A 26126-nucleotide genomic window follows, 5' to 3' on the forward strand; every position below is an offset into this window, starting at 1 on the left:
GGCTGCCCTGCAATCTAGGGCAGGGGGGAGGGTCGTAAAGTTAGACCCGCAGTGGGTTCGCCTTGGCCAGCGCATCGAATTGCATCAGCGAATTGATCAGCGCGCCCATCTGGTCCAGCGGGATCATGTTCGGCCCGTCAGACGGGGCGGTATCCGGCGCCTCGTGCGTTTCGATAAAGACGGCGGCGATACCGATGCTGACGGCGCAGCGGGCCATGACAGGGGCGAATTCACGCTGCCCGCCAGACGATCCGCCTTGGCCGCCCGGTTGCTGCACCGAATGGGTCGCGTCCATAACGACGGGATAGCCTGTTTTCGCCATCGTTGGCAGGGACCGCATGTCCGCAACCAGCGTGTTATAGCCAAAAGACGAACCGCGTTCGGTCAGCAAGATGCGCTTGTTTCCGGTGCTTTCGATTTTGGACACGACGTTTGGCATATCCCAGGGGGCCAGAAACTGACCCTTTTTCACGTTGATTACCGCGCCCGTTTCGCCAGCGGCTAGCAGCAAGTCGGTCTGGCGGCACAGGAAGGCGGGGATCTGCAGCACGTCGACAACTTCGGCGACGGTGGCACAATGGTCGATGCCGTGGATGTCCGTCAGGACCGGGCAACCGATGGAGTCCTTGACGCCTTGCAGCACCTTCAGCCCCTCGTCCATGCCAAGGCCGCGCATGCCCGATAGGGACGTGCGGTTGGCCTTGTCATAGCTGCCTTTAAAGATGAACTGCGCGCCGGCAGCTTTGCAGACCTCGGCCATTTGGCCGGCGATCATCTGCGCGTGGTCCGCGCTTTCTAGCTGGCAAGGGCCAGCGATGACCAGAAGGGGGCGGTCGTTGCCGACCGTCAGGTCGCCGATGTGGACGTCATGCATCAATTTGTTACCTGTTCGCGAAGGACGGAAGCGGTGATCGAGATCATAAGGTAGATGCCTGCAAAGATCAAAAAGGCCAAGATCGAATTCTCGAAGGCTTTCGGATAGGTCGCCTCGTCTGGGGCGACGGGTTCGACGCCCATCGACAAATAGCGGACCTGGCGGTTCGCTTCGATCCGGGCGGTTTCCATCTGAGTCAGGGCTTGCTGGGCCAGCATGGTCTGGAAGGTATAGTTTTCCTCGGCCAGCCGCAGTTCGGTGTTACGCGACGCCAGCGACGTGCCCGTGATGGCAGAGTTCGTCATTTGGTTGCGCAGATCGGCGATCAAGGCTTCGATATTGGAAATCTGCGCCTGCAAGCCATTTACCTGCGCCTCGTTCGGGACGCGCACGTTCAGCCGTTCCTGCAAGGACAGCGTCAGGCGTTGGCGTTCGCTTTCGAGTTGAGAGATCTGCTGCGTGCGGGCCTGCGTTTCGCCAATCGGGTCGATCTGCTGCACGTCTTCTTGCAGCTGCAGCCAAGCGGCAAGAGCGTCGCTACGCTTGCCTTCCGCCGATTCGTAGCTTTCGCGTGCGCCGGCCATCTGGTCTTCGCGCAGGCGCTGGGTCAGCTGGTCGACTTGATCCTCGGCATAGCCGATCAACGCCTCTGAAAATTCCTGACTGGTCTCGGGCGAGGGGGCGATGACGTCCATTTTCAGGATGCCTTCGGTCGGATCATAGCTAATCTTGACGCGGCTTTTGTAGATGCCAAAGGCGGCCTCGTTCGTGGCGCCCTCTGGCAAGCGTTGAATGGGATCAATCGCCGGATCGCTGAACACATCCTTAAAGTTGTGATCGTCGTCCAGCCGTACCATCGCCGCGCGGGACGACAGATAGGATTGCACCGTGATGCTATCTTGCTGCGTGGCCATCGACGTGCCTTGAAACAACCCGCCAAGCCCGCCTGAGGCCGCCGCAGGTTCCGCCTGCTGAATGACGAATTCAGAGCTGGTCGCATACATCGGGGTCGCGACATTATAGAAGTAATAGCTGACCATCAGCGTCGGCAGCAGCACGAAAACTGCAAGCCGGGACATCATCATCGCGGTGCGCCGGCGACGGCGTTTGCCCAGATCGGCCTGAATTTTCATGATCTCTGACAGGTGCCGGTCAGCAGGGCTGGCAAATTCAGTGGATGGCAAGTTGCCGGGCGTGTCGGCCATGGTTTGTGGCAGCTGAACGCGCGCATTTGGCATCCCCGGCATGCCCGGCGGCGCACCCAGCGCGGCACCCGGCGCACGCGTGCCGCCGGTGGCGTTTCCATCAGGGGCAACCAGTTCCAGCACGGTGGACCGCTGGAACGGATCGACACCTGCTAGCCGCAGTTGCCGTACGGCATCAAAATCAGAGGTCACGGCCATGCCGTTCTTTTGCGCGACGCGCCGTGCCATGCGCAGCTGCCGGCCTGTCAGACCTTCGCGGCGAATGTCTTCGATATCGGCGCTGCCTTCGGGTGCATCGCCGGTCGCAGGAACGTCCGCAGACTCGTCCAGCGTAGGCTGCTGCGGGGGCACTGGGCGCGGGGCTTCTGCCTCTGCGGGGCGCAGGGGTTCAGGCGCGGCGGGCGTTGCAGCGGCGGCACCCGGCGTGCGGATGCGGAATTTCTTAGCGGTCGGCTTCGTAGTCATAAAGCTGCTTGGCCTCTTCCAAAGTGTCGAACATATGTAATTTACCGTGGCGCAAAACGGCAGCAGAGCGGGCGAACCGTTCCAAGATTTGCGCCTGATGCGACACGATAATCACGGTCGTCTTTTCCAACCGCTCGCGCAGGATTTCACCAGCTTTGCGATTAAATTCGACGTCAGTCGTGGATGGCATGCCTTCATCGATCAGGTAGATGTCGAATTCCAGCGCCAGCATCAAGGCAAAGGTCAAACGCGACCGCATACCCGCGCTATAGGTGCCGACGGGCATGTCAAAGTATTCTTTGATCCCGCAAAGCCAACGGCAGAACGCCTCGATATAGTCAGGGTCCAGCCCGTAAAGCCGTGCGATATAGCGCACGTTTTCCCGCGCCGTGTGGCGGTTCACAACGCCGCCCATGAACCCAAGCGGGAACGAAATCCGGCAGCCGCGGTAAATCGTGCCTTCGTCAGGTTTTTCAAGGCCTGCCATCATGTTGATCAGCGTGGTCTTGCCAGTCCCGTTCGGTGCAAGGATCCCCAGCGAATTGCCCAGTTCAACGCGAAACGACACGCGATCAAGGATCACCTTGCGCGTTTTGCCAGTCCAATAGGACTTGCTGACCTGATTAAACTCCAACATCGCGTCCCTGATCCGCCCAACTTTCTGGTGCCTTTTGATGACGCACAGGGGTTAACCGTCCGTCACATCGGGCCTTCTTTTCATCGGTATGCCGTAGAATTATGGCTAAAGACAGGCGGATCTCGTAGATGCGCAGCCTTTCACTGTGGTGTGACCGGGCGTTAGCGGTTGATTGCCGGGCGCGCGACCTAAATGGATGGCATGGATCTAAAACACGATATTGCTGCCTGCCGCATCTGTGCGGACCGGTTTGCCGCAACGGCGACGCGTCACGTGCCGCGCCCGGTGGTCTGGTTCAATGGGCCGCCGCGCATTTTGATCGCAAGTCAGGCCCCCGGCGCGCGGGTCCATGCAGCGCAAACGCCGTTTTGGGACAAATCCGGCGACCGTTTGCGCGACTGGCTTGGAATTGGGCACGACGATTTTTATGACCGGGACCGGGTTGCGATCGTGCCAATGGCGTTCTGCTTTCCGGGGTATAACGCCGCAGGGTCCGACCTGCCGCCGCCGCGTGTTTGCGCTGCGACATGGCGGCAGCCGGTGATGGACAGCCTTGGCGATATCCCCCTGACGCTGCTCATCGGTGGTTATGCGCAAGGCTGGCACTTGGGTGGCAAGGTCGGCGTCACGGACCGCGTTGCCGCGTGGCGCGATCATGCGCCGCGCGTGTTCTGCTTGCCTCATCCGTCGTGGCGCAATACGGCTTGGCTGAACCGCAATCCTTGGTTTGCGACCGATCTGTTGCCCGTGCTGCGGGCCCGCGTACAAGAGGTGCTGTCATGACTGCCGCCCCCGAAATCGAAACCGACCTGGACCGCGCTCATGCTTTGATGGGCGATTCTGACACCCTGCGCCTGCGGTTCTATGAACTGCTGGCCGATACGGACCTGTTCATTCTGCTGGACGCAGAGCCTGACGGCGACAGCGTGCGCCCCTCGCTTTTTACGGTTGATGGCGCATCCTACACGCTGGTTTTCGACGCAGAGGAGCGTTTGTCCGCCTTCACCGGCCGCGCTGCGCCTTATGCGGGCCTTCCGGGCCGCGCCTTGGTGCAGATAATGGCCGGGCAGGGCATTGGCCTTGGGCTGAACTTGCAAACCGCCCCTAGCGAAATGCTGATCCCTGCGGATGCGGTCGACTGGCTGGCCTCGACGCTTGATCACGCGCCAGAGCAGGCAGAGGCGCGCCTGACCGGTGTGTCCCGCCCCACTGGCCTGCCGGACGCAGTGTTAGAGGCGCTGGATCGCAAGCTAAGCCGCTGCGCCGGTCTGGCCGATCACGCACTGCTGGTTGCGGCGGATTATGCCGACGGGGCCAAGGGGCACGTGTTGGCCTTTGTGGATGCGCCCGAAACAGCGCAAGCCGCGCTGGCCCATGCCGCAGGCGAGGCGCTGACTTTTTCCGGCATCGAAGCAGGTGTGATGGACGTGATGTTCGTGGCGAGCGCCGATGCGGTATCGCAGCGTTTAGCCCGCGTCGGCCTGCGGTTTGATCTGCCCGATGTATCGCGCCCGGCGGCTGCCGTGCCGATGGCACCGGGGTCTGATCCATCCGCGCCGCCAAAGCTGCGTTAAGGCGCGTTAATAGCCAGCCTTGCGATCCACCAGATGCAGGAAAGGTAAGCCTGCCTCGCCGCGGCGGATATTCTCTGCGATGACCTGCGCCGCCGTATCGGGGCGGGTGGTCGATGCGATATGCGGCGTCACGGTCACGCGGGGGTGGGACCAATAGGGGTCATCTGCGGCCAACGGTTCCTTGCGGAACACATCCAGCGTTGCCGCCCCGACTTGTCCGCTGCCAAGTGCCGCCAGCAAAGCCGCGTCGTCAATCAGCGGTCCGCGTCCGGGATTGACGATAAAAGCACCCGGTTCCAGCAGCGCAAGGCTGCGGGCGTTCAGAATACTGTCCGTCGCAGGCGTTTGCGGCAGCAAGAGCACGACGCCCTGCGCGCCGGACAGGGCCGTTGTCAAACCATCGTCGCCTGACAGACAGGTCAGCCCGTCGATCTGCTTTTGCGACCGGCTCCACCCCGTGACCGGAAACCCAAGCGCGGCCAGCGCTTGCCCGCAGGCAGCACCAAGCGCGCCAAGGCCCAGCACCGTGATGGGGCGATCCTTGGCCAGCGGCGGATAGACCGTATCGCGCCAGACGCCGTCTTGCCCGGCCAAATGCGCATCCATCCCAAGGTGGTGGCGCATCACATGGCCGACGACGTATTCGATCATCCCGCGCGTCAGCCCGTCATCCACCATCCGCGCCAGCGGCTGGGTCAGGGTGGTGTTGCCGACAACGGTTTCGACCCCAGCCCATAGACCCATCACCAGCCGGGTGTTCACGTAAGGCGTGAAATCCTTGACCGGTCCGTTGGGGGCAAAGACGATATAGCGCGTGTCCTGCGGCGCGTGATCGCGGGACAGGTCGCAGTCCAGTCCGGCGGCGTCAAAGGCGCGGCGCAGGGGGGCCTCGTATTCATCCCAAGCGGCGGGGCGGGCGGAAAAGAGGACTTTGATCATCGCGGCTTATGCACATGTGCGGATTGCACCAGACCGAAAGCCACCATCAACACCAGCATCGCGGACCCGCCATAGCTGACCAGCGGCAGCGGAACGCCAACCACCGGGGCCAGACCCGTGACCATCGCCATATTCACGGAAAAGAACAAAAAGAACGTCATCGCGATCCCCATCGTCAGCAGCGCCGCAAAGCGGTCTTTGTTATTCATGGCAGAGGCGACGCAGAACACAATGATCAGCACATAAAGCGCAAGGAGTGAAAACGCGCCGACAAAGCCGAACTCTTCTGCCAAGGTCGTAAAGATAAAGTCGGTGTGTTTTTCTGGTAAAAAGTTCAGCCGGCTTTGCGTGCCCTGCATAAAGCCGCGCCCGGTCCAACCGCCCGATCCCAGCGCAATCTTGGCCTGCGTGATGTGATAGCCCGCGCCAAGGGGGTCGTTGGCCGGGTCCAGAAACGTATCGATCCGGCGGAACTGATAATCCTTTAGCAACTGCCATGTCGTGCCCCGGCTGACAAACACCGCATAGACAGCGCCCACGCCAGCCCCGATCACGGTCGCGAAATAGGCCCAGTGCACGCCTGCCAAAAACATCACCGCACCGCCGCCAAATAGCAGTAGCAAGGCCGTGCCAAGGTCAGGCTGCTTCAATACCAGCGCCGTCGGCACGAGGATAAAGATCACCGGCAGCGCAACCCACACCGGATGCGACGTCTTGTTCGTCGGCAGCCAGTCGTAATAGGCGGCCAGAAACATCACGAGGGTGATCTTCGTCAGCTCTGACGGTTGCAGGCGGATAAAGCCCAGATCAATCCAACGCTGCGCGCCCATGCCGACGCTGCCGAACAGCTCTACCCCGACCAGCAAGGCGAGGGACACGGCAAAGGCAAGGCCTGCCATATTGCGCCAGAACCAGATCGGCACCATGCCAACGCCGATCATCAGGACGACGCCAAGGATGAAACGCTTGATCTGCGGCTCCATCCACGGCTGCGCCGATCCGCCAGCGACGGAATACAGCATGACAAACCCGGCAGAGGCGACAGCCATCAATAGCATGATGACGGGCCAGTTCAGGTAGAGGATCTTGCGAAACCCTGTGGGAACGAACTGGGTGTTATGCGCCAGATAGCTCATCAGACGCGGTCCTGTGCTGGTCTAATCTTTGTGATCCGCTCTGCGATGCGCTTTTGCTGTTCCTCGATCCGGCCGCGATCGGCCGAAGGGTAGGCCTCCAACGGGGGCGGGCCATCATACAGCGCCTGCAACATAATATCGCGGGCGATGGGTGACGCGGCGGTCGATCCGCCGCCGCCGTGTTCAACCACAACGGCCACCGCGAATTTCGGATTATTGATCGGCGCAAAGCAGACAAACAGCGCGTGATCGCGCCGTTCCCACGGCAGGTCCTCATTGCGGGTCACACCGCGGGCACGCTCGTCCGCTGTAATCCGCCGGACCTGAGATGTCCCGGTTTTGCCGGCCATCTCGTACCCGGCAGTCAGAATCTTTGCGCGCGCGCCGGTGCCGCGTCGGTCGTTGACCACGGCGTCCATCGACTGACGGCAGCGCCGCAGCATATTTTCGTTAATGCCAAGGGACTCGCCAATGCCGCTAGGTTCTTCGACGCCGTCGATGGATTTGATCAGGCGCGGGGTCACCATTTTGCCCGTCGCAATCCGCGCCGTCATGATCGCAAGTTGCAAGGGCGAGGCCAGGACATAGCCCTGACCAATCGACGCGTTCACCGTATCGCCGATGCGCCACGCTTCGCCGCGCACCTCTGTCTTCCACTGTTTGTCGGGGGCAAGGCCTGACGACACCGCGGACAGCGGTAGGTCATGCTTCAGTCCGATCCCCATCTTGCGCGCCATTTCAGCAATCTTGTCGATCCCGACGCGCTGGCTGACTTCGTAATAATAGCAGTCGCAGGAAAATTTCAGGCTGTCGTGGAAATTGACATTGCCGTGGCCACCGCTTTTCCAGCAGTGGAACCGCGTGCCGCCGACTTCGGTGTAGCCCCGGCAATAGACGGTTTCCTCGGGGCTGATTGCGCCGGCCTCTAGCGCGGCAAGGGCCGTGACCATCTTGAAGGTAGAGCCGGGCGGATAGGCACCCTGCACGGCCTTGGCCGCAAGGGGGCGGTATTTATTCTCGTTCAGGTCGGTCCAATCCTTGACCGAAATGCCGCGCACGAACAGGTTTGGATCAAACGACGGCGCAGAGGCGATGGCCCGCAGATCGCCGGTTTCCAGATCAATCACCACCGCGCCGCTGCTTTCGCCATCCATGCGCGCCTGCGCATAAGATTGCAGCCGCTCGTCCAGCGTCAGTTGGATATCTTTGCCAGCAAGGCCTTCTTGCCGGTCAAGTTCCCTCATCACGCGGCCAAGGGCGTTGACCTCGATCCGCTTGGTGCCAGCCGATCCGCGCAGGGTGTGTTCAAGCTTGTTTTCCACACCGGTTTTGCCGATCTGGAATTTTGGAATTTGCAGCAAAGGGTCCTGATCTTCGATCTTGGACAGGTCGTAGTCGCTAACCGGGCCCACGTAGCCAATGACGTGACCCACATCTGCGCCGTAAGGGTAATGGCGGGACAAGCCGACCTCGGCGCTGACGCCGGGCAGGGCGGGGGCATTGACGTTGATCTTGGCGACGTCTTCCCAGCGCAGGCGGTCGGTGATGGTGACCGACACGAATGACGAAAGCTTGCGCATGTCTTCCTTGGCGCGTGCGATGTCGGCGGGGTCAATGTCGACGATGGTTTGCAGACGGGCCAGCACAGCGTCCACGTCGCCTGCGTCTTCGCGCACCATGACGACGCGGTAGTTTTGTTCATTCGCGGCCAGCGGAATGCCGTTCAGGTCAAAGATCAGCCCCCGCGCCGGCGGCAGCAGGCGCACGTTGATGCGGTTTTCCTCGGCCAGCAGGCGGAACTGGTCGGCCTGTTCGATCTGCATCGATTGCATCCGCCAGCCCAGCACGCCCGCCACGCCAAGCTGCGCCGACCCAAGGATCAACGCACGGCGGCTGATGCCCCGTGACGACTGTTCGTTATCCTTGACGGGTCGCTTCATAACCGGTGCCCCAGACTATCTACCTGACCGGGCGCGGGCCGGGTCAGACCAAAAAGAACCTGCGCCACCAGCACGACAACCGGATAGATCATAATGGTCATCACCATCTGGATCAGGGTCAGCGTTAGCGGCGCTTGCGGGGTCAGCATGATCGCTAGCACCAAGCGGTTGACCAGCGTGATCGCGACGATCCCGAAGGCCACTGTACCCCATTCCAGCGCCAAAGGCACGTTGCGCAAACCACGAGAGCGTGATCGCACCGTCTCTGTCAGGACCACGACCAGCGCGGCCCATAGGCCCGGCGGGCGTTGAAATAGCAGGTCGGTCAGTAAGAACACCGCAAAGACCACGATGAACGGCAGGAATTCAGGCCGCCGCGCCACCCAAGCAAGCGAGATGGCAAGCAGCAGGTCCGGCGCGGCCCAGCTGGGCGGTGCCGTATCCAGCGGTAGAAGCTGGATAAAGATGACCGCTGTCGCCAATGCCAGAAATACGGCGCGGCCAATCCAGATGCGTGCGGCAGGGCTTTCAGCCATCGCTGCCCACTTGCGCCGACTGCGGCAGCAGGGGGCCGATCAGCGTTTCTTCGGGGATCAGCAGGCCGCCGGGATCGCTGATGTCTTCGTGGGCATGGGCGCGCAGAATGCGCAGAAATTCAAGGCGGCCGTAATCCGCGGCCAAGCGCACGCGCAAGCGGCGGTCGCTGCCAAGCGCGACTTGGCCGATCAGCAGGTCGGCAGGAAACACACCGCCATCGCCGGACGACACAACCCGGTCGCCGGGGCGGACGGCATCGGCGTTTTCCAAAAACTCCAGCGGCGGGTTCAGCGTGTTGTCGCCTGCTAGAATCGCCTTTTGTCCTGACGGCTGGATCGTCACGGGAATGCGGCTGGACGTGTCAGTCAGCAGAATCACGCGGGACGTGCTGCGCCCGACGCCGCTGATCCGGCCCACAAGGCCGATCCCGTCCATCGCGGGCCAGCCGTCCACAATCCCGTCGCGATGGCCTACATTCAGCAGCACCGACTGGCGAAACGGCGACCCAGAGTCGGTCATGACGACGCCGGTGATATAGGTCAGCTGGGGATCAAGGCGGACATTGTTCAGCTCTAGTAGGCGGGCGTTTTCCTGCTCTAGCTGCAGGGCCGCCTCTTTCCACGCTTTCATCTGCTGCAATTCGCGGCGCAGGTTGGCGTTCTGCTCTGACAGGGCAGAGTAGCTGCGGAAATCATCGACCAGCTCCACCGCGCCCGTCACAGGCGCCATGGCCCAGTCGAAGGATGGTACGATCCGGTCGATCACAGCCGCGCGAAAGCGTTCAACACGGGGGCTATCGATGCGCCACACAAGGAAAATACCCAGTAGCAATACAACACCAACCCCGACCAGCAATCTGCGGATCGGGGCGATGAAATCGTCATGGGTGTTGCGATCGCGGGCCAATGCTCGGCGCCCTTCCGGGGTTAGGGCTTAGCTGTCGTAGTCGATGACGTGGCGCAGCTGCTTTTCGTATTCCAGCGCTTTGCCGGTGCCGAGTGCAACGCAGTTCAGCGACTCGTCTGCGACGGAAATCGCCAGACCTGTCTGCTCGCGCAGGGCCAGATCAAGCTGGCCGAGCAGCGCGCCGCCACCCGTCAGCATGACGCCGCGGTCAACGATATCGGCGGCCAGATCCGGCGGAGTCGCCTCTAGCGCGGTCATCACGGCCTCGCAGATTTGCTGCACGGGTTCGGCCAGCGCCTCGGCGACTTGCGCTTGGCTGATTTCGGTCTCCTTGGGCACGCCGTTCAGCAAGTCGCGGCCACGGATGTGCATGGATGCGCCGCGCCCGTCGTCGGGCATGCGGGCCGTGCCGATGCTGGTCTTGATACGCTCGGCGGTGGATTCGCCGATCAGCAGGTTATGCTGGCGGCGCAGGTAGTTGATGATTGCCTCGTCCATGCGGTCGCCGCCAACGCGGACGGACCGGGCGTAGACGATATCGCCCAGCGACAGGACTGCCACTTCGGTCGTGCCGCCACCGATATCGACGACCATGTTACCAGTCGGGTCGGTGATGGGCATGCCTGCACCGATAGCGGCCGCAATCGGTTCAGCGATCAGGCCAGCGCGGCGGGCACCAGCGGACAGAACCGACTGACGAATCGCGCGCTTTTCAACGGGCGTCGCGCCGTGGGGCACGCAGACGATGATCTTGGGTTTAGAGAAGGTAGAGCGTTTCGCGACCTTGCGGATGAAATACTTGATCATCTCTTCGGCGACGTCAAAGTCAGCGATAACGCCGTCGCGCATCGGGCGGATCGCCTCGATGCTACCGGGGGTGCGGCCCAGCATCAGCTTGGCGTCTTCGCCAACAGCGAGCACTTTTTTCACGCCATCCTTGACGTGATATGCGACGACGGAAGGTTCCGACAGCACGATCCCACGACCCTTGATATAGATCAGCGTATTCGCTGTCCCAAGGTCGATCGCCATGTCGGATGAAAACAAACTGTGCCAGATCGCCATGTGTAGTGGCCTTCCCAAGTCGCAAAAGCAGATTTGCCAAGCGATTCCCGGTGCCGCTAGGCTTGTGCCTTATAAGGACAAGCCTTGGTGAAATGAAAGCCCCGGTTTGGTGACGTAGTGGCACGTTTTTGCCACTATGACTTTTGCAACTTTGCGGGGCGATCCTAGGTTCGGATCGCCCCGCAATTTGTCATTTTGCAACATTCAGTCGGTTACTGACCAACGTCCTTATAACTGACGCCCTTGGTGTCGTGATCGGGTGCGGTCTTTTCCCGGCGCACAATCAGGCGGTTCAGCGCGTTGATATAGGCCTTCGTGGACGCGACAACCGTGTCGGTATCCGCCGATTGGCCGGTTGCGATACGGCCATCTTCCTCAAGCCGGACGCTGACCGTGGCCTGCGCATCGGTGCCTTCGGTGACGGCGTGGACTTGATACAGCTGCAACCGCGCCTTGTGATCAAACAGCGCTTTGACAGCGTTAAAGGCGCTATCGACGGGACCGTCGCCCGTGGTGCTGGCGGACTTTTCAACGCCGTCAATCGTCAGCACGATATCGGCCGTTTGCGGGCCATCGGTGCCGCAGACCACGCGCAGGGATTTCAGCTTGATCCGGTCCTCGACCGCATCGTTCTGGCGCATCAGCGCGACAAGGTCGTCCTCGAAGACCTCTTTCTTGCGGTCGGCCAGTTCCTTGAACCGGACAAACACATCGGCCAGCTGATTGTCGGCAAGCTCGTAGCCAAGTTCCAGCAGCTTTGATCGCAACGCGGCGCGGCCGGAATGCTTGCCCATGACAAGCGAGGTTTCGGTCAGGCCCACGTCGGTGGGGCGCATAATCTCGAATGTCTCGGCGTTTTTCAGCATGCCGTCTTGGTGGATGCCGGATTCGTGGGCAAAGGCGTTCTTGCCGACGATGGCTTTGTTGAACTGCACCGGAAAGCCGGACACCGTGGCCACGCGCCGAGAGATCGCCATGATCTTTTTGCTGTCCACGTTTGAATGGAACGGCATGATGTCGGACCGGACCTTCATGGCCATCACGACCTCTTCCAGTGCGGTGTTGCCCGCCCGTTCGCCAAGGCCGTTGATCGTGCATTCGATCTGACGTGCGCCGCCTTCGACGGCGGCCAAGCTGTTCGCCGTCGCCATGCCAAGATCGTTATGGCAGTGCGTGGCAAAGATCACGTCCGTGCCGCCTTCGCATTCTGCAATCAGGCGGCGGATCAGGTCGGCAGATTCGACAGGCGCGGTGTAGCCGACGGTGTCGGGGATGTTGATCGTCGTGGCACCGGCTGCGATCGCAATCTCGACCGTGCGCTTGAGGAAGTCCCATTCCGTGCGGGTCGCGTCCATCGACGACCACTGCACGTCTTCGCACAGGTTGCGCGCATGGGTGACGCAGTCGTGGATGCGTTCGGCCATCTGGTCCATCGTCAGGTTCGGGATCGCCCGGTGCAATTCCGAGGTGCCGATAAACGTGTGGATGCGCGGCTTGGCGGCGTGCTTGACCGCTTCCCAGCAGCGGTCGATATCTTTGAAGTTCGCGCGGGACAGGCCACAGATCGTGCTGTTGCGCGAGGCTTTGGCGATGGCGGCGACGGCGGCAAAATCGCCCTCAGAGGCGATGGGAAAGCCTGCCTCGATGATATCGACGCCCATGTCGTCCAGCATGCCTGCGATTTCCAGCTTTTCAGCATGGGTCATCGTGGCACCGGGGGATTGTTCGCCATCGCGAAGGGTGGTGTCGAAAATGAGAACGCGGTCGGTCATGGTCTTTGGTCCTGAGCTTGGTCTGTGTGGGGATGTTCGGCGCTGTCACCTATCGAGCGGTCGCGCCGAAGGGCACGCTCAGGCGTGGTTCAGGCGTAGGTTACGCAGGCCTAGGGCCAAGGTGATGCGGCGCGAATTCATGGATGTGACTATAGCGCAGGTTTCGCGGGATGAAAGGGGGGAATTGAGGGCGCTGCCCTCGGCCGCGGTGCGGCCTCACCCGGGATATTTTTGACGAGAAGAAATATGGACCTGCGGGAAGCTGGGGCTAGGTCACAGTCTGGCTTGGATAAGGGGCGGCATATGGCGCGGGCATTGGTGATTGGGGCCTCCGGCGGGATCGGGCAGGCCGTTGTGCAGGCGCTGCATGATCGCGGCGACGACGTGGTGACGCTGTCGCGGCGTGCGGACGGGCTGGATGTCACAGATGCCGCGTCAGTCGCGGCGGTTTTGGGCGGGCTTGATGGCCCGTTCGAGACGATCTTTGTCGCAGTGGGTGTGCTGGGCGTGCCAGAGAAGTCGCTGGATGCGATTGACGCAGGCGCGATGGCACAGGTGTTCGCGGTGAACGCGATTGGGCCCGCGTTAATTCTGCGGCATCTGCCCCGGCTGTTGCCGCGCAATGGGCGCAGCGTCTGTGCTGTGTTGTCGGCGCGGGTGGGGTCGATTGGCGATAACGCCATTGGCGGCTGGCATTCCTACCGCGCGTCCAAGGCGGCGCTGAACCAGATCGTGCATGGCGCGGCGATTGAGCTGGGGCGCAGTCACAAGGATAGCATCGTCGTCTCGCTGCATCCGGGGACGGTCGAAACGGCGTTTACCGCAAATTATGCCGGACGACATAAGACGGTGACGGCGGGTGAGGCGGCTGGCAATTTGCTGGGCGTGATGGACGGGTTGTCGGCGGATCAGTCCGGCGGGTTTTTTGATTACGCCGGAAAGGCTGTGCCATGGTAAACCTGATCTTGGTGCTGGGCGACCAGCTGTCGATGAACCTCAGCGCCCTGCGCGCGGGCGACAAAGCTAGCGATGTGGTCGTCATGGCAGAGGTGACGGACGAGGCGGGCTATGTGCCGCATCATCCTAAGAAGATCGCGTTTTTGTTTGCTGCGATGCGAAAGTTTGCCAAGCGGCTTAGCGATGATGGCTGGACCGTCGACTATGCCCGGCTAGAGGCTGGCGAAACCAGTATCGTCGGCGCGCTGCTGGCCGCCGCGACGCGGCACGGGGCGGACCGTGTGATCGCGACAGAGCCGGGCGAATGGCGGCTGATTGAGGCGTTGACCCATTGCCCTGTGCCCGTAGATCAGCGCCCGGACGATCGCTTTATCGCGTCGCATCAGGACTTTGCCGGCTGGGCCAAGGGACGCAAAGCGCTGCGGATGGAGTATTTCTATCGCGATATGCGCCGCAAGACAGGCCTGATGATGGAAGGGGACGACCCCGCCGGCGGGCAGTGGAATTATGACCACGACAATCGCAAACCCGCGCCAGGGCAGGTCGATTACAGCGGGCCGATGCGGTTCACTCCGGACGACACTGTGCAAGAGGTGCTGACGCTGGTGGCGGCGCGTTTTGGCGATAACTTTGGTGATCTGGATGACTTTTGGTTCGCCACCGATCAGGGGCAGGCGCGGCAGCATCTGGCGCATTGGATCAAGGGCGGTCTGCCCCAGTTTGGCGATTTTCAGGACGCCATGCTGGACGACAACCGCTTCCTCTATCACGGGCTGGTCGGGCTTTATGTCAACGCGGGCCTGCTGGACCCGATGGAGGTTTGTGAGGCGGTAGAGGCTGCTTGGCAGGCGGGGGACGCACCGATTAACGCGGCAGAAGGATTTATCCGCCAGATTATCGGTTGGCGCGAATATGTGCGGGGGATCTATTTTCTAGAAGGGCCGGATTACACCCAGCGCAACGGTTTAAAGCACACGCGCGATCTGCCTGCCGTCTATTGGGGCGGCGCAACGTTCATGCGCTGCATGAAGCAAAGCGTCGCGCAAACCAAAGAGGAAGCCTATGCCCACCATATCCAGCGGTTGATGGTGACGGGTAACTTTGCGTTGCTGGCGGGGATCGCGCCCGCGCAAATACATGAATGGTATCTGGCGGTCTATGCTGACGCCTATGAATGGGTCGAGGCACCCAATGTCATCGGCATGAGCCAGTTCGCCGATGGCGGCATCATCGCCAGCAAGCCCTATGTCAGCTCTGGCAACTATATCAACAAGATGTCGGATTACTGTGGTGGCTGCGCCTATAAGGTGGCGCACAAAACGGGCAAGCAGGCCTGTCCGTTTAACCTGCTGTACTGGCATTTCCTTGACCGGCACCGCGATCTGTTCAAAGGCAATCCGCGTATGGGCAATATGTATGCCGTCTGGGACCGGATGGACGCGGCCAAGCGCCAGACCATCATCACCGAAGGCGACGACATTCTGGCGCGGCTGGACGCGGGCGAACCGGTTTAGGCCGCCAAGGACGTGCCCTGCATCACCTCTGCCGCGATCTCAAAGCTGCGGATGCGGGCGGCGGTGTTGTGGATCTGGCCGGTCAGGATGACTTCGTCCGGCTGGTAGCGGGTGATCAGGTCGGACATCTGGCGTTGCACCGTGTCAGGGCTGCCGACGGCGGTGATGCGCAGGGCGTGATCCACCGCGGCGCGCATCCCAGCGCCGATCATCCCGTCGATATCGTCCACGGGGGCAGGCAGCTTGCCCGGTTTGCCGCTGCGCAGGTTGGCAAAGGCTTGCTGGACAGACGTGCGCAGGCGCTGCGCCTCTGCATCTGTATCGGCCGCGATGACGTTGGCGGCCAGCATGAAATAGGGCTTGGCCAAGCTATCAGATGGGCGGAAGTTGCCGCGATAGGTGGCAATCGCGTCCTCTAGCGCGTCAGGCGCAAAGTGGCTGGCAAAGGCATAGGGCAGACCCAGATGGGCCGCCAGTTGTGCGCCGAACAGCGAACTGCCCAGCATCCAGACTGGTACATGCGTGCCTTGGCCGGGGTGGGCCTGCACCGGGCCAGAGGCGTCGTCGCCAAGGTAGTCGATCAGCTCCATCACGTCCTGCGGAAAGGTGTCGCCGCGCCGTTCGACACGCATCGCACGCATCACATGGCCGTCGCCGCCCGGGGCGCGGCCTAGGCCAAGATCAATGCGGTTCGGATACAGCGTCGCAAGCGTGCCAAACTGTTCAGCAATCGCCAGCGGCGCATGGTTCGGCAGCATGATGCCGCCGGCACCGACGCGCATCGTCTTGGTCGCGCCAGCGATATGCCCGATCAGCACAGAGGTCGCGGCGGATGCGATGCCCGCCATATTGTGATGCTCTGCCAGCCAATAACGATGATAGCCAAGCTGTTCGGCGCGCTGGGCAAGGGTGACGCTGGCGGCAAGCGCCTGCGCGGTGGTGCTGCCTTCGGGAACAGAGGCAAGGTCGAGGATGGAATACTGCATGGGGTGGTCCACTTTAGGGTTACTTGTAAGTTATGCCGCATCCCGATCTGTGCAAGTGGTGTGATAACATGCTTGCACGCGCCGCAGCGTCCTGTTCTGTGCTATTGCGCACAGAAAAAGACTGCGCCCCAACGCCCCGCTGCCATTAAGGAGGCCCGCCATGAGCCGTATCAATGAGACCAGAGACTTCATCCCCGTCCGCATCGCCGTGCTGACGGTCAGCGATACCCGCACGCCAGACGATGACAAATCCGGTGATACGCTGGTGGCGCGGTTGCAGGATGCTGGGCACAGTTTGGCGGCCCGTGATATCGTGAAGGATGATCGCGGAACGATCGCGGATTGCCTGCGGGCGTGGTGTGCGAACCCTGAAATTGATGTTGTCATCTCGACCGGGGGCACTGGGCTGACCGGCCGCGATGTGACCGTGGAGGCGCACCGCGATGTCTACGAGAAAGAAATCGACGCCTTTGGCATCGTGTTCACCCATGTCAGCATGGCTAAAATCGGCACCAGCGCCGTGCAAAGCCGCGCGACGGGCGGCGTGGCGCAGGGCACCTATCTGTTTGCGCTGCCGGGTAGCCCGGGCGCCTGCAAGGACGCTTGGGATGAAATCTTGGTCAAACAGCTCGATTATCGGCACAAGCCCTGCAATTTTGTGGAAATCATGCCGCGACTGGACGAACATCAGCGGCGCAAGTGACGCGCCTGTGATGTGGTGATCTGCGGGTTTCGGCCTACCTTGCGTCAAGTAAACTTACGGGATGATTGAATGCGATTTTTGCGGCGATCCTTGGTTGGTGTGTTTCTTTTGGCGGTGACGCTGGGGCTTGCGGCTTGGGCCGTGAACACCCTGCGCGGCGCTGTCGTCGCCCGCATGAACGAAGAGCCGCGCAGCTTTGCCCAGCGGGAACGGGTGTTTGCGGTCAATGTCACCGAAATCACGCCCGGCACCCTGTCGCCCGAACTGACCGTGTTCGGAGAGGTCCGCAGCCGCACGACCCTTGGCCTGCGCAGCGCGGTGGGCGGCACGGTGATCTGGACCGCGCCGGCGTTGGTCGAAGGCGGCCGCGTCACGGCAGGGCAGGACTTGCTGCGACTGGACGGGGCCAACGCACAGGCCGCCCGCGACCGGATCGCCGCTGATGTGCAAGACGCGCAAGGCGAGGTGCGTGACGCCGAAACGGGTGTGACGCTGGCCGCGGACGAGCTGACGCAAGCGCAGTCCCAACTGGATTTACGCAGGGCAGTCTTGACGCGGGCCAGCGATCTGGCGCGGCGCGGCGTGGGCACGCAGTCGGTGGTTGAAGAGGCGCAGCTTGCTGTCTCAAACGCCGAATCCACCGTGTTGACCCGCCGCCAATCGCAGGCGCAGGCGGCAGCGCGGCTGGACCTCGCCCGCACCGCACTGACCCGCGTGCAAATCGACCTAAGCGAGGCGGACCGGACGCTAGACGACACAGTTGTCACGGCGGTCTTCGACGGCGTGCTGACGGGCGTGTCCACCGCGCAGGGCGCGCGCCTGACCGCGAACGAGGAATTCGGCACGTTGATGGACCCCGATCAGCTAGAGATAGCGTTCCGCATCTCGACCGCGCAATTCGCGCGACTGCTGCAGGATGGTGGCGAGGTGATCGGCTTGCCTGTGACGGCCAGCCTGAATGTCGAAGGGCTGGATTTGAATGCCAGCGGCACTGTCGACCGCATTGGCGGGTCGGTGGGCGCAGGTCAGACCGGGCGGCAGATCTTTGCCGCGCTGGATGATGCGCCGGGGCTGCGGCCGGGGGATTTCGTGACCGTTCATGTGCTCGAACCGCCGCTTGACGGCGTGGCGCAAGTGCCCGCCACGGCGGTCGCTGCCGATGGCACCGTGCTGGTCGTTGATGCGGATGACCGCCTGCAATCGCAGCAAACGCAGGTGCTGCGGCGGCAAGGCGACGACGTGATTATCGCGACCGCCGGGCTAGAGGGCGTGCGCATCGTCACCGCCCGCACCCCCTTGCTTGGCGCTGGCATCGGCGTGCGTCCCATCGCGCCTGAGGGCAGCGCCGCGGCCGCGCCAGAGAATATCGCGCTGGATGATGACCGCCGCGCCAAGCTGAAGGCGTTCGTCACGGATAGCCGTATGCCGGATGACGCCAAGGCGCGTATTCTGGCGCAACTGGATGAACCCGAAGTGCCCGCCGCGACCATTGCGCGGCTGGAAAGCCGGATGGGGAGCTGATGGCAGGGGGCAACAATCAAACGGGGCCTCATCAAACTGGGGGCGACGCGTTGAACGCCCGCGCCGGGGGCATTCTGTCCTATTTCACCCGGCACCGGACCATCGCTAACCTGCTGCTGTTCATCATGATTGGCGCGGGCCTGATGGCTTGGCCGAATATGCGCGCCCAGTATTTCCCCGATGTGATCGTGGATGGGATCGACGTCAGCGTCCGCTGGGATGGGGCAGGGGCCGAGTCCGTGGACGAAGGTATCGTGCAGGTGCTTGGCCCCGCGTTGCAAGCCGTCGAAGGCGTCAGCGACACCTCTGCCCGCTCGACCGAAGGCAGCGCCCGCATCAGCCTTGAATTTACCCCCGGCACCGACATCGACCGCGCCGCCGAAAACGTGCAGGCCGCGATTGATGCCGCGGGCAATCTGCCAGACGACGCCGAAGATCCCGAACTGCGCCGCGGTGGCTGGTCCGACCGGGTGACGGACGTTGTGATCACCGGCCCCGTCGGCGTGGACCAGCTGGGCCGCTTTGCAGACGAGATGATTGTGCGCCTGTTCCAAGAGGGCGTCACGCAGGCCACCGTCAAAGGCATCGCCGCGCCCTCAACCGTCGTTGAAGTGCCGTCGCTGTCGCTGATCGAATACGACATCGGGCTTGCCGATATTGCGGACCGGATCGCTGAAGAAGCGGTCGGCGATGCGGTCGGTGACGTCAGCGGCGCGGCGCGGGTGCGCACGGGCGTGGCCAAACGCAGCGCAGAGCAGATCGCGGCGATTGCCTTGCGGTCCAACCCTGATGGGTCGACCCTGACCATAGGTGATGTGGCGCGGGTGAGTGTGGAAGGCGTGGACCGCAGCCGCGCGTATTTCGTCGGTGATAACCCGGCGGTGGAAATCAGCGTCGTGCGCTCTGCCACTGGGGATGCCATCGGTCTGCAAGAAAGCGTTGAAAAAGTCGCGGCACAATTGCAGGCGACTTTGCCCGCAGGCACCACGATTGACCTGATCAACGCCCGGGCAGAGCAGATTACCGGGCGGCTGGATCTTTTGTTCGAAAACGGGCTGCAAGGCCTCGCGCTGGTTGTGATCTTGCTGTTTTTGTTCCTGAACGCGCGCACCGCACTTTGGGTCGCGATGGGGATTCCGGCGTCGATGCTGGCGGCGATTGCGCTGATGTATGGCTTTGGCATCACCATCAACATGATCAGCCTGTTCGCGCTGATCCTGACGCTGGGTATCGTCGTTGATGACGCCATCGTCGTGGGCGAACACGCCGATTACCGCGCCCGCACCTTGAAAGAGCCGCCGCAAGTCGCCGCCGAAAATGCGGCGAAAAAGATGTTCAGCCCGGTGTTTTCCGCGACCCTGACGACGGTCATCGCCTTCTTTGGCCTTGTCGCTGTGGGTGGGCGCTTTGGCAGTTTGATCGCGGACATTCCGTTCACTGTGATCGTGGTGTTGGCGGCGTCTTTGGTCGAATGCTTTCTGATTTTGCCCCACCACCTAAGTCATTCCATCGGCCCTAACGCCGGGCAGGCGTGGTATGATGCGCCCTCGCGCTGGGTCAATCGCGGCTTTGATGCCTTTAGCCTGCGGGTGTTTCGCCCCTTCATGGCGCTGGTGATCCGCGCGCGTTATCCGGTGTTTGCAGCCGTCCTTTTGATCCTTGCGACCCAGGTCGCGCTGTTCATTCGGGGTGACGTGCGCTGGCAGTTCTTTTCCAACCCCGAACAGGGCGAGGTGACGGGCAATTTCGCCATGCTCCCCGGTGCCACCCGCGCTGATACGATTGAAATGATGCACGAAATGCAGCGCGCAACGCAGGTCCTATCTGACCGCATCGCGGCCGAGACAGGCACCAATCCGGTGACCTATGTCGTCGCGGAAATCGGCGGCAATGCAGGGCGCGGGATTGCTGGGTCCGACCAGAAAGACCCTGATCAATTGGGCGCCATCAGCATCAGCCTTGTCGATGCCGATAGCCGAGAGATGACGAGTTCTGAGTTCGTCAGCGCCCTGCAAGAAGAGGTCGTGCAATCGCCCATGGCCGAAACTGTCAGCTTTCGCAGTTGGGGATCGGGGCCGGGGGGCGATAGCCTAGATGTGCAGATGTTCGGCGCGGACGCGCAAACACTGAAAGCCGCGTCAGAGGCGCTCAAATCCGAACTGACCCAATTCCCCGAGATCAGCGGGCTAGAGGACAGCCTTGCCTACGACAAAGAAGAGCTGCTGCTGGAGCTGACCCCGCAGGGCGAGGCGCTGGGCCTGTCCATCGACGCGCTGGGCAGCATCCTGCGCGACCGCCTTGGCGGGATCGAGGCGGCGAGTTATCCCGATGGCGTCCGGTCCGCCACGATCCAGGTGCAACTGCCTGACGACGAGTTGACGCAGGACTTCTTGGATCGCACCCAAATCCGCACCGGCGACGGCATTTATGTGCCCTTGGGCGACGTGGTGACCGTGACCAGCCGCACCGGCTTTAGCACGGTGCGCCGGGAAAACGGCGTTCCACTGATTTCCGTCACGGGCGATTTGTCGGACGACGACCCTGACCGCGCGGCAGAGGTGAACAAGATCATTGATGAGACGATCCTGCCCGCGATCGCCGAACGCTTTGGAGTCGAAACCCGGCTGGCTGGTCTGTCAGAGCAGGAAAGCGCGTTTCTGACCGACGCACGCAATGCGCTGATCCTTGTGCTGGGCGGCATTTACCTCAGCCTCGCGTGGATTTTCAGCAGCTGGACCCGCCCCATGGTGGTGATGGCGATCATTCCCTTTGGCCTGATCGGCACGATTTACGGCCACAACGCGTGGGGCATCCCGATGAGCCTGTTCACCGTTGTCGGGATGATTGGCATGGTCGGAATCATCATTAACGATTCGATTGTGCTGGTGACGACGATTGACGAATACGCCGCCGATCGCGGGTTGGTGCCTGCGATTATCGACGGCACAGCGAACCGCTTGCGGCCTGTGCTGCTGACCACGTTGACGACCGTGCTGGGCCTTGCGCCGCTGCTGTTCGAAGGGTTGACGCAGGCCGAATTCCTAAAGCCGACTGTCGTGACGCTGGTCTATGGCTTGGGCTTTGGCATGGTGCTGGTGCTGCTGGTTGTACCGTCGCTGATCGCGATGCAGGCGGACTTTGCGCGGCAGATCACCGCCGCCCGCCGCGCCCTGCGGGCTGGCCGCCGGGCGATGTGGCTGCCTGCGGGCCTTGGCGTTGCGGCGGCCCTTGCACTGTTCGGTGCCTTGGTGTTGCCGGTGCTGCTGACCGGGGCGGCGTGGCCTGCGTTGCAAGGTATTGCGCCCGGCAACGCGGGCTTGGCGATGGGCATCTTCATTGCCGGATTGGCGGCCATTCTTGGGGCGATCTATCTGATAGCCGCGCTGGCGCTGGGCCTGCGCCGCAGCTAGCCTGCGGTGCAGCCCTGCACTTCGACCGCGCGATCCGATCCCAGCAGCGTAAAGCGCACGGCGCTGCGGTCAAAGGCAAAGGCGTCGCCTGCGCCGCGCACCAATTCGGCCTGCGCGGTTACGGTGTTGCCTTGCCGTGCGATGACGGGTTCGGACACCCAGATGTGCGGATCGCCAGCCTCGACCACCAAAGCCTCTTGTGTGCCCGTTGTGGGCAGGGTCAAAACGGCCTCTAGATGCAGGCCGTTGTCTGTTGGTGTGACGCGGCATGTGGCGGTGCCGCTGCTTTGCGGCTGGTTCAGCAGCGCCCCAACAATCGCCGGATCGCGTCCGCCGTCGGTCAAGGGCGCGTCAAAGTGCAGCTGCGCGGGGATGCAGATATCAAGGCAAACCCCGATATCCAGCGTGCCGGTCAGGCGTAGATCGCCGCTGCCTGTCACTTCGATCGGCAGCGTCAGGCTGTCGTGATAGCCAATGGACCGCATGCCGTTCTGATCGAACACCTCTGGCGTGGGCCAGTGAAACGCGACGCTTTGCACGTTGCCGCCCGTGATGGTGATCTGCGGCGGAATGCCCGCATCCCCGGGCGCGCGCCAATAGGTCTTCCACCCGGGCGCAAGCGTCAGGCGCAGGGCGGCCATATGGGTGCCTTGCGCGGTTTCCCAGCCGGGCAGAACCTCGACCGACGCGACGTCTTGGGCATGGGCTGTGGCGGGTGCCAGCAAGGCGGCGGCAAAAAGGGCATGGATATATGTCATGCCGCCCTTCCTGCGCAAAACCCTTTGACATGGGAAGTCACGAAAGGGCGATTGCAAACCTGCGTGATCCACTTGCACAGGCGCACGGTGCCGCGCATCATGGGGTATGGATGAAATGACAACGCTGGCAGGCAAGCTGCTGATCGCAATGCCCGACATGGAAGACCCGCGCTTTGCGGGCAGCGTCATTTATATCTGCGATCATTCGGATGAAGGCACGATGGGCCTGATCGTGAACCGCCCATTCCCAGACATCGCATTCCGCAAGCTATTGGCGCAAATGGGAATTTCCTGCGGCGACGCGTGCCAAGATATTGGCGTCCATTTTGGCGGCCCGGTCGAAAAGGTGCGCGGCTTTGTCTTGCACACGCTGGATTATACCGCTGACAAGGGCACGCTGCAGGTGGATGACGACATCGGCATGACAGCCACGCAAGACGTGCTGCAAGCACTGGCCGAAGGAACCGGCCCCGCCACATCGCTACTGGCCTTGGGTTACACTGGCTGGGGGCCCGGCCAGTTAGAAGAAGAGCTAGCTGACAATGGCTGGCTGACGGGGCCTGCGAATCAAGCCATCCTTTTTGGCACCGATCATGCTGGCAAATGGGCGGCAGCGCTGGCGCTGATGGGGATCTCTCCTGTGGCGTTGTCCCAGTCGGGCGGGCGCGCTTGAACACTGTTCCCCGGCGGAAATGTGGCCTAATGTGACCGCCACTTTGCCAAAGGGCTGATGATATGACCTCGATCCTGCTGCTGACGTTTCTGTTTCTGGTGGCCGGGGTCGTGGCTGTCCCGCTTGCGACCCGCGCGGGGCTAGGGTCGGTGCTGGGCTATTTGATTGCGGGCATCGTGATCAGTCCTGCGCTGCATGTGCTGAATGTAGATGTAGAACAAATCCAACATTTTGCGGAATTTGGCGTCGTCATGATGCTGTTCCTTGTCGGTTTGGAACTTGAGCCAGCAAAGCTGTGGGACATGCGCGGCCGGCTGCTTGGGCTGGGCGGTGGGCAGGTCGTGCTGACGATGGCCGCCGTGATGGCGGCCGGTATCGCCTTGGGGCTGACATGGACCGTCGCGTTGGCGGCGGCGGCGGTGCTGGCGTTGTCGTCCACGGCGATCGTTTTGCAGACCCTGACGGAAAAGGGCGTGCTTAAATCCGATGGCGGGCAGGCCAGTTTCGCCGTGCTGCTGACGCAGGACATCGCGGTCATCCCGATGCTGGCGCTATTGCCGCTGCTGGCCGTGTCCGGGGCAGGGGCTGCGGATTCGCATGACGCGGGCCTGAGCCTTGTGGCAGATTTGAACGGCTGGCAGACCGCGCTGGCCACCGTTGCCGCGATTGCGGCGGTGGTGATCGTCGGGCGCACCCTGACTGGTCCGGTCTTTCGCTTTATCGCCAAGGCGGACCTGCGCGAATTGTTTGTCGCCGCAGCCTTGATGATGGTTGTGGGTATCGCGTTGCTGATGTCGCTGGTGGGCCTGTCGCCCGCGCTGGGCACGTTTATCGCGGGTGTCGTACTGGCCAGCAGCGATTACCGGCACGAGCTGGAAAGCGATATTGACCCGTTTCGCGGCCTGCTGCTGGGCCTGTTTTTCATGTCGGTGGGGGCGGGGAGCAACTTTGTCCTGCTGTATGACCAATTCGCGCTGATCATCGGCCTGACGCTGGGCCTGATCGCGATCAAAGCTGCGGTTTTGTTCGGGCTGGCGCTGGTGTTTCGTTTGCGGCCAACTGATCGTTGGCTGTTCAGCCTTGGCCTTGCGCAAGCGGGAGAGTTCGGGTTTGTGCTGCTGTCATTTGTCGTGGCGGGGAATATCCTGCCGCAGGCTCTGGCCGACCAACTGTTACTGGTGGTGGCGCTGTCGATGCTGCTGACGCCGGGGCTGTTTATCTTTCATGACAAGGTGATCCTGCCCCGCGCCGCCAAGGGGCTGGCCCGCGAACAGGACACCATCGACGGTCCCGCTGATATTATCATCGCAGGGCACGGACGGGTCGGCGGAATCGTGAAACGGATGCTGGAAGGCGGCGGCTTTGACCCGACCGTGATCGACTATTCCGCCGCCCAGATCGACACGCTGCGCCTGTACGGGTTGCGCGCCTATTTTGGCGATGCCACCCGCCCCGACATGCTAGAGGCGGCAGGCATTCGCAGCGCGAAAATGCTGATTGTCACGATTGATGACCGCGAAAAGGCGACGCAACTGGTGGCTTATGTGAAAGAGCATTTCCCCCGCGTCCACGTCATCGCCCGCGCCCGCGACAGGCACCATGTCTACGAGCTATTTAACGCTGGCTGCCGGGACATTATCCGCGAAACCTTTGACAGCTCGGTCCGGATGGGGCGTTCCGCGCTAGAGGCGATGGGCGTGTCCCACGCGGACGCGACCGACATGGCGGATGGCTTTGTCGACGACGATTCGGCGCGGCTGATCGTCATGGCACCCGTCTTTGCAGAGGTCAAAGGCAATCCGATGGACCCGCGCTATTTGGACAAGACCAAAGCGCTGATTGGGCTGCAAGATCAGGTCTTTGCCCAGAACGGTCCCAGCTTTGGCCTGATGCGCGCCCGCATGAAAGATGCGGGCGACGATGTGGACGAAATTATTCGCCTTTACGGTGTGGCGCTGTCGCCCGACGACGAGGTGCCTAAGGTTTAATCGCCCGCAGCCACGGCCGTCAGGATTGCTTTGGCGCTGTCCGACGACCAATCGGCGTCGCCTTGCAGGCGGGCGATTTCCTGGCCTTCGGCGTTCAGGATAATCGTCACGGGCAGGCCAAGCACGCCAAAGGCGCGGGCCATTTCCTGTTTCGGGTCCAGTGCCTTGGGCAGGTTTTCGACCTCGATTTCGGCAAAGAATCGGTCAATCGCCTCTGGCGGATTGCGGCCTGTGGCGACGGTCAGCACTTTGATCTGATCACCCATCGCGTCCTGCAATTCGGACAAGTGCGGCATTTCTTTGCGGCAGGGCGCGCACCATGTCGCCCAGAAGTTCAACAGCACCGGCGTGCCAACGTAATCGGCCAGTGTGGCCTGCGATCCGTCCTGCGCGGTAAAGGTCACATCAGGTGCCGCGGTGGCCTCTGATGCGATCACCAGCTTGCGCATATCGCCGTCTTTCAGCGCCTCTAGCGCCGCATCTGCGTGGGCCGTGGTTGCGGCGGCATTTGCAAGGATCGCAAGGCCCGTATAAAGCAAGGCGGATTTCAGGGATTTCAAGGGGCG

22 protein-coding genes are annotated in these 26126 nt (G+C 62.1%); 9 read left to right on the forward strand and 13 right to left on the reverse strand.

The genetic code is table 11. From position 1 onward, the window contains the following. Window positions 1-40: 40 nt before the first annotated feature. From kdsA to BM131_RS14835, 3 genes are read right to left on the reverse strand one after another with little or no spacing between them, the layout of a single operon-like run. The gene (gene kdsA / locus BM131_RS14825) at window positions 41-874 is read right to left on the reverse strand and encodes a 3-deoxy-8-phosphooctulonate synthase (RefSeq protein ID WP_090190731.1); all 834 of its coding nucleotides are present in this window, start codon (window positions 872-874) and stop codon (window positions 41-43) included. Continuing rightward, window positions 874-2544: a KpsE/RkpR family capsule polysaccharide export protein gene (locus BM131_RS14830; protein WP_090190733.1), complete on the reverse strand. Its 1671-nt coding sequence runs from the start codon at window positions 2542-2544 to the stop codon at window positions 874-876. The genes kdsA and BM131_RS14830 overlap by 1 nt, the downstream gene beginning before the upstream one ends. Next, window positions 2522-3181, reverse strand: coding sequence for an ABC transporter ATP-binding protein (locus BM131_RS14835; protein WP_090190735.1), 660 nt, complete (start codon window positions 3179-3181; stop codon window positions 2522-2524). The genes BM131_RS14830 and BM131_RS14835 overlap by 23 nt, the downstream gene beginning before the upstream one ends. 201 nt (window positions 3182-3382) lie before the next feature. Between BM131_RS14835 and BM131_RS14840 the strand changes: the two genes are divergently transcribed. Both BM131_RS14840 and BM131_RS14845 read left to right on the forward strand, forming a co-directional pair. Next, window positions 3383-3964, forward strand: coding sequence for a uracil-DNA glycosylase family protein (locus BM131_RS14840; protein WP_090190736.1), 582 nt, complete (start codon window positions 3383-3385; stop codon window positions 3962-3964). Beyond that, the gene (locus tag BM131_RS14845; RefSeq protein ID WP_090190738.1) at window positions 3961-4755 is read left to right on the forward strand and encodes an SseB family protein; all 795 of its coding nucleotides are present in this window, start codon (window positions 3961-3963) and stop codon (window positions 4753-4755) included. Before BM131_RS14840 ends, BM131_RS14845 begins: the two co-directional genes overlap by 4 nt. 6 nt (window positions 4756-4761) lie before the next feature. On the opposite strand, the gene BM131_RS14850 is transcribed toward BM131_RS14845, so the two are convergent. The 7 genes from BM131_RS14850 to BM131_RS14880 all read right to left on the reverse strand — a co-directional run bounded on the left by BM131_RS14850 (window position 4762) and on the right by BM131_RS14880 (window position 13050). After that, window positions 4762-5694, reverse strand: coding sequence for a 2-hydroxyacid dehydrogenase (locus BM131_RS14850; protein WP_090190739.1), 933 nt, complete (start codon window positions 5692-5694; stop codon window positions 4762-4764). After that, window positions 5691-6830 (reverse strand): rod shape-determining protein RodA, encoded by a 1140-nt coding sequence (gene rodA, locus BM131_RS14855; RefSeq protein ID WP_090190741.1) that lies wholly within the window; start codon window positions 6828-6830, stop codon window positions 5691-5693. Before rodA ends, BM131_RS14850 begins: the two co-directional genes overlap by 4 nt. Next, window positions 6830-8770: a penicillin-binding protein 2 gene (gene mrdA, locus BM131_RS14860; protein ID WP_090190743.1), complete on the reverse strand. Its 1941-nt coding sequence runs from the start codon at window positions 8768-8770 to the stop codon at window positions 6830-6832. Before mrdA ends, rodA begins: the two co-directional genes overlap by 1 nt. Next, window positions 8767-9306: a rod shape-determining protein MreD gene (locus BM131_RS14865; RefSeq protein WP_090190744.1), complete on the reverse strand. Its 540-nt coding sequence runs from the start codon at window positions 9304-9306 to the stop codon at window positions 8767-8769. The genes mrdA and BM131_RS14865 overlap by 4 nt, the downstream gene beginning before the upstream one ends. Then, window positions 9299-10213, reverse strand: a complete 915-nt coding sequence (mreC, locus tag BM131_RS14870) for a rod shape-determining protein MreC (RefSeq protein WP_090190746.1) — start codon at window positions 10211-10213, stop codon at window positions 9299-9301. The genes BM131_RS14865 and mreC overlap by 8 nt, the downstream gene beginning before the upstream one ends. Before the next feature lie 27 nt (window positions 10214-10240). Continuing rightward, a complete protein-coding gene (locus tag BM131_RS14875) occupies window positions 10241-11278 on the reverse strand; it encodes a rod shape-determining protein (RefSeq protein WP_072858148.1) in 1038 nt (345 codons plus the stop codon). Between the two features lie 212 nt (window positions 11279-11490). Beyond that, window positions 11491-13050 carry a 2-isopropylmalate synthase gene (locus BM131_RS14880; protein ID WP_090190747.1) on the reverse strand — a complete coding sequence of 520 codons (1560 nt, stop codon included), beginning with the start codon at window positions 13048-13050 and terminating at the stop codon, window positions 11491-11493. A 303-nt stretch (window positions 13051-13353) separates the two neighbouring features. Here BM131_RS14880 and BM131_RS14885 point away from each other — a divergent pair, with 303 nt between their 5' ends. Together BM131_RS14885 and BM131_RS14890 are read left to right on the forward strand one after the other, a co-directional pair. Then, window positions 13354-14007, forward strand: a complete 654-nt coding sequence (locus BM131_RS14885; RefSeq protein WP_090190749.1) for an SDR family NAD(P)-dependent oxidoreductase — start codon at window positions 13354-13356, stop codon at window positions 14005-14007. After that, window positions 14001-15521, forward strand: coding sequence for a cryptochrome/photolyase family protein (locus BM131_RS14890; protein ID WP_090190751.1), 1521 nt, complete (start codon window positions 14001-14003; stop codon window positions 15519-15521). Before BM131_RS14885 ends, BM131_RS14890 begins: the two co-directional genes overlap by 7 nt. Here BM131_RS14890 and BM131_RS14895 read toward each other — a convergent pair. Continuing rightward, on the reverse strand, window positions 15518-16507 hold the full coding sequence (locus BM131_RS14895) for an LLM class flavin-dependent oxidoreductase (RefSeq protein WP_090190752.1): 990 nt from the start codon (window positions 16505-16507) through the stop codon (window positions 15518-15520). The genes BM131_RS14890 and BM131_RS14895 overlap by 4 nt on opposite strands. A gap of 160 nt (window positions 16508-16667) precedes the next feature. Between BM131_RS14895 and moaB the strand changes: the two genes are divergently transcribed. The 3 genes from moaB to BM131_RS14910 all read left to right on the forward strand — a co-directional run bounded on the left by moaB (window position 16668) and on the right by BM131_RS14910 (window position 22141). Continuing rightward, complete coding sequence (gene moaB, locus BM131_RS14900; RefSeq protein ID WP_090190754.1) at window positions 16668-17210, forward strand: molybdenum cofactor biosynthesis protein B; 543 nt, start codon at window positions 16668-16670, stop codon at window positions 17208-17210. Between the two features lie 69 nt (window positions 17211-17279). Further along, complete coding sequence (locus BM131_RS14905) at window positions 17280-18731, forward strand: efflux RND transporter periplasmic adaptor subunit (RefSeq protein WP_090190756.1); 1452 nt, start codon at window positions 17280-17282, stop codon at window positions 18729-18731. Further along, on the forward strand, window positions 18731-22141 hold the full coding sequence (locus BM131_RS14910; RefSeq protein ID WP_090190758.1) for an efflux RND transporter permease subunit: 3411 nt from the start codon (window positions 18731-18733) through the stop codon (window positions 22139-22141). The genes BM131_RS14905 and BM131_RS14910 overlap by 1 nt, the downstream gene beginning before the upstream one ends. On the opposite strand, the gene BM131_RS14915 is transcribed toward BM131_RS14910, so the two are convergent. Further along, window positions 22138-22899, reverse strand: a complete 762-nt coding sequence (locus tag BM131_RS14915; RefSeq protein ID WP_175499365.1) for a protein-disulfide reductase DsbD domain-containing protein — start codon at window positions 22897-22899, stop codon at window positions 22138-22140. The two genes, BM131_RS14910 and BM131_RS14915, sit on opposite strands and share 4 nt — an antisense overlap. A gap of 115 nt (window positions 22900-23014) precedes the next feature. On the opposite strand from BM131_RS14915, the gene BM131_RS14920 reads away from it, so the two are divergent. Together BM131_RS14920 and BM131_RS14925 are read left to right on the forward strand one after the other, a co-directional pair. Then, window positions 23015-23572, forward strand: a complete 558-nt coding sequence (locus BM131_RS14920) for a YqgE/AlgH family protein (protein WP_342713983.1) — start codon at window positions 23015-23017, stop codon at window positions 23570-23572. A 62-nt stretch (window positions 23573-23634) separates the two neighbouring features. Next, the gene (locus tag BM131_RS14925) at window positions 23635-25560 is read left to right on the forward strand and encodes a cation:proton antiporter domain-containing protein (protein ID WP_090190761.1); all 1926 of its coding nucleotides are present in this window, start codon (window positions 23635-23637) and stop codon (window positions 25558-25560) included. On the opposite strand, the gene BM131_RS14930 is transcribed toward BM131_RS14925, so the two are convergent. Then, complete coding sequence (locus BM131_RS14930; RefSeq protein ID WP_090190763.1) at window positions 25557-26120, reverse strand: TlpA family protein disulfide reductase; 564 nt, start codon at window positions 26118-26120, stop codon at window positions 25557-25559. The two genes, BM131_RS14925 and BM131_RS14930, sit on opposite strands and share 4 nt — an antisense overlap. Window positions 26121-26126 lie beyond the last annotated feature (6 nt).

Origin of the sequence: Loktanella salsilacus, assembly GCF_900114485.1 — a bacterium.
GTDB lineage: Bacteria > Pseudomonadota > Alphaproteobacteria > Rhodobacterales > Rhodobacteraceae > Loktanella > Loktanella salsilacus.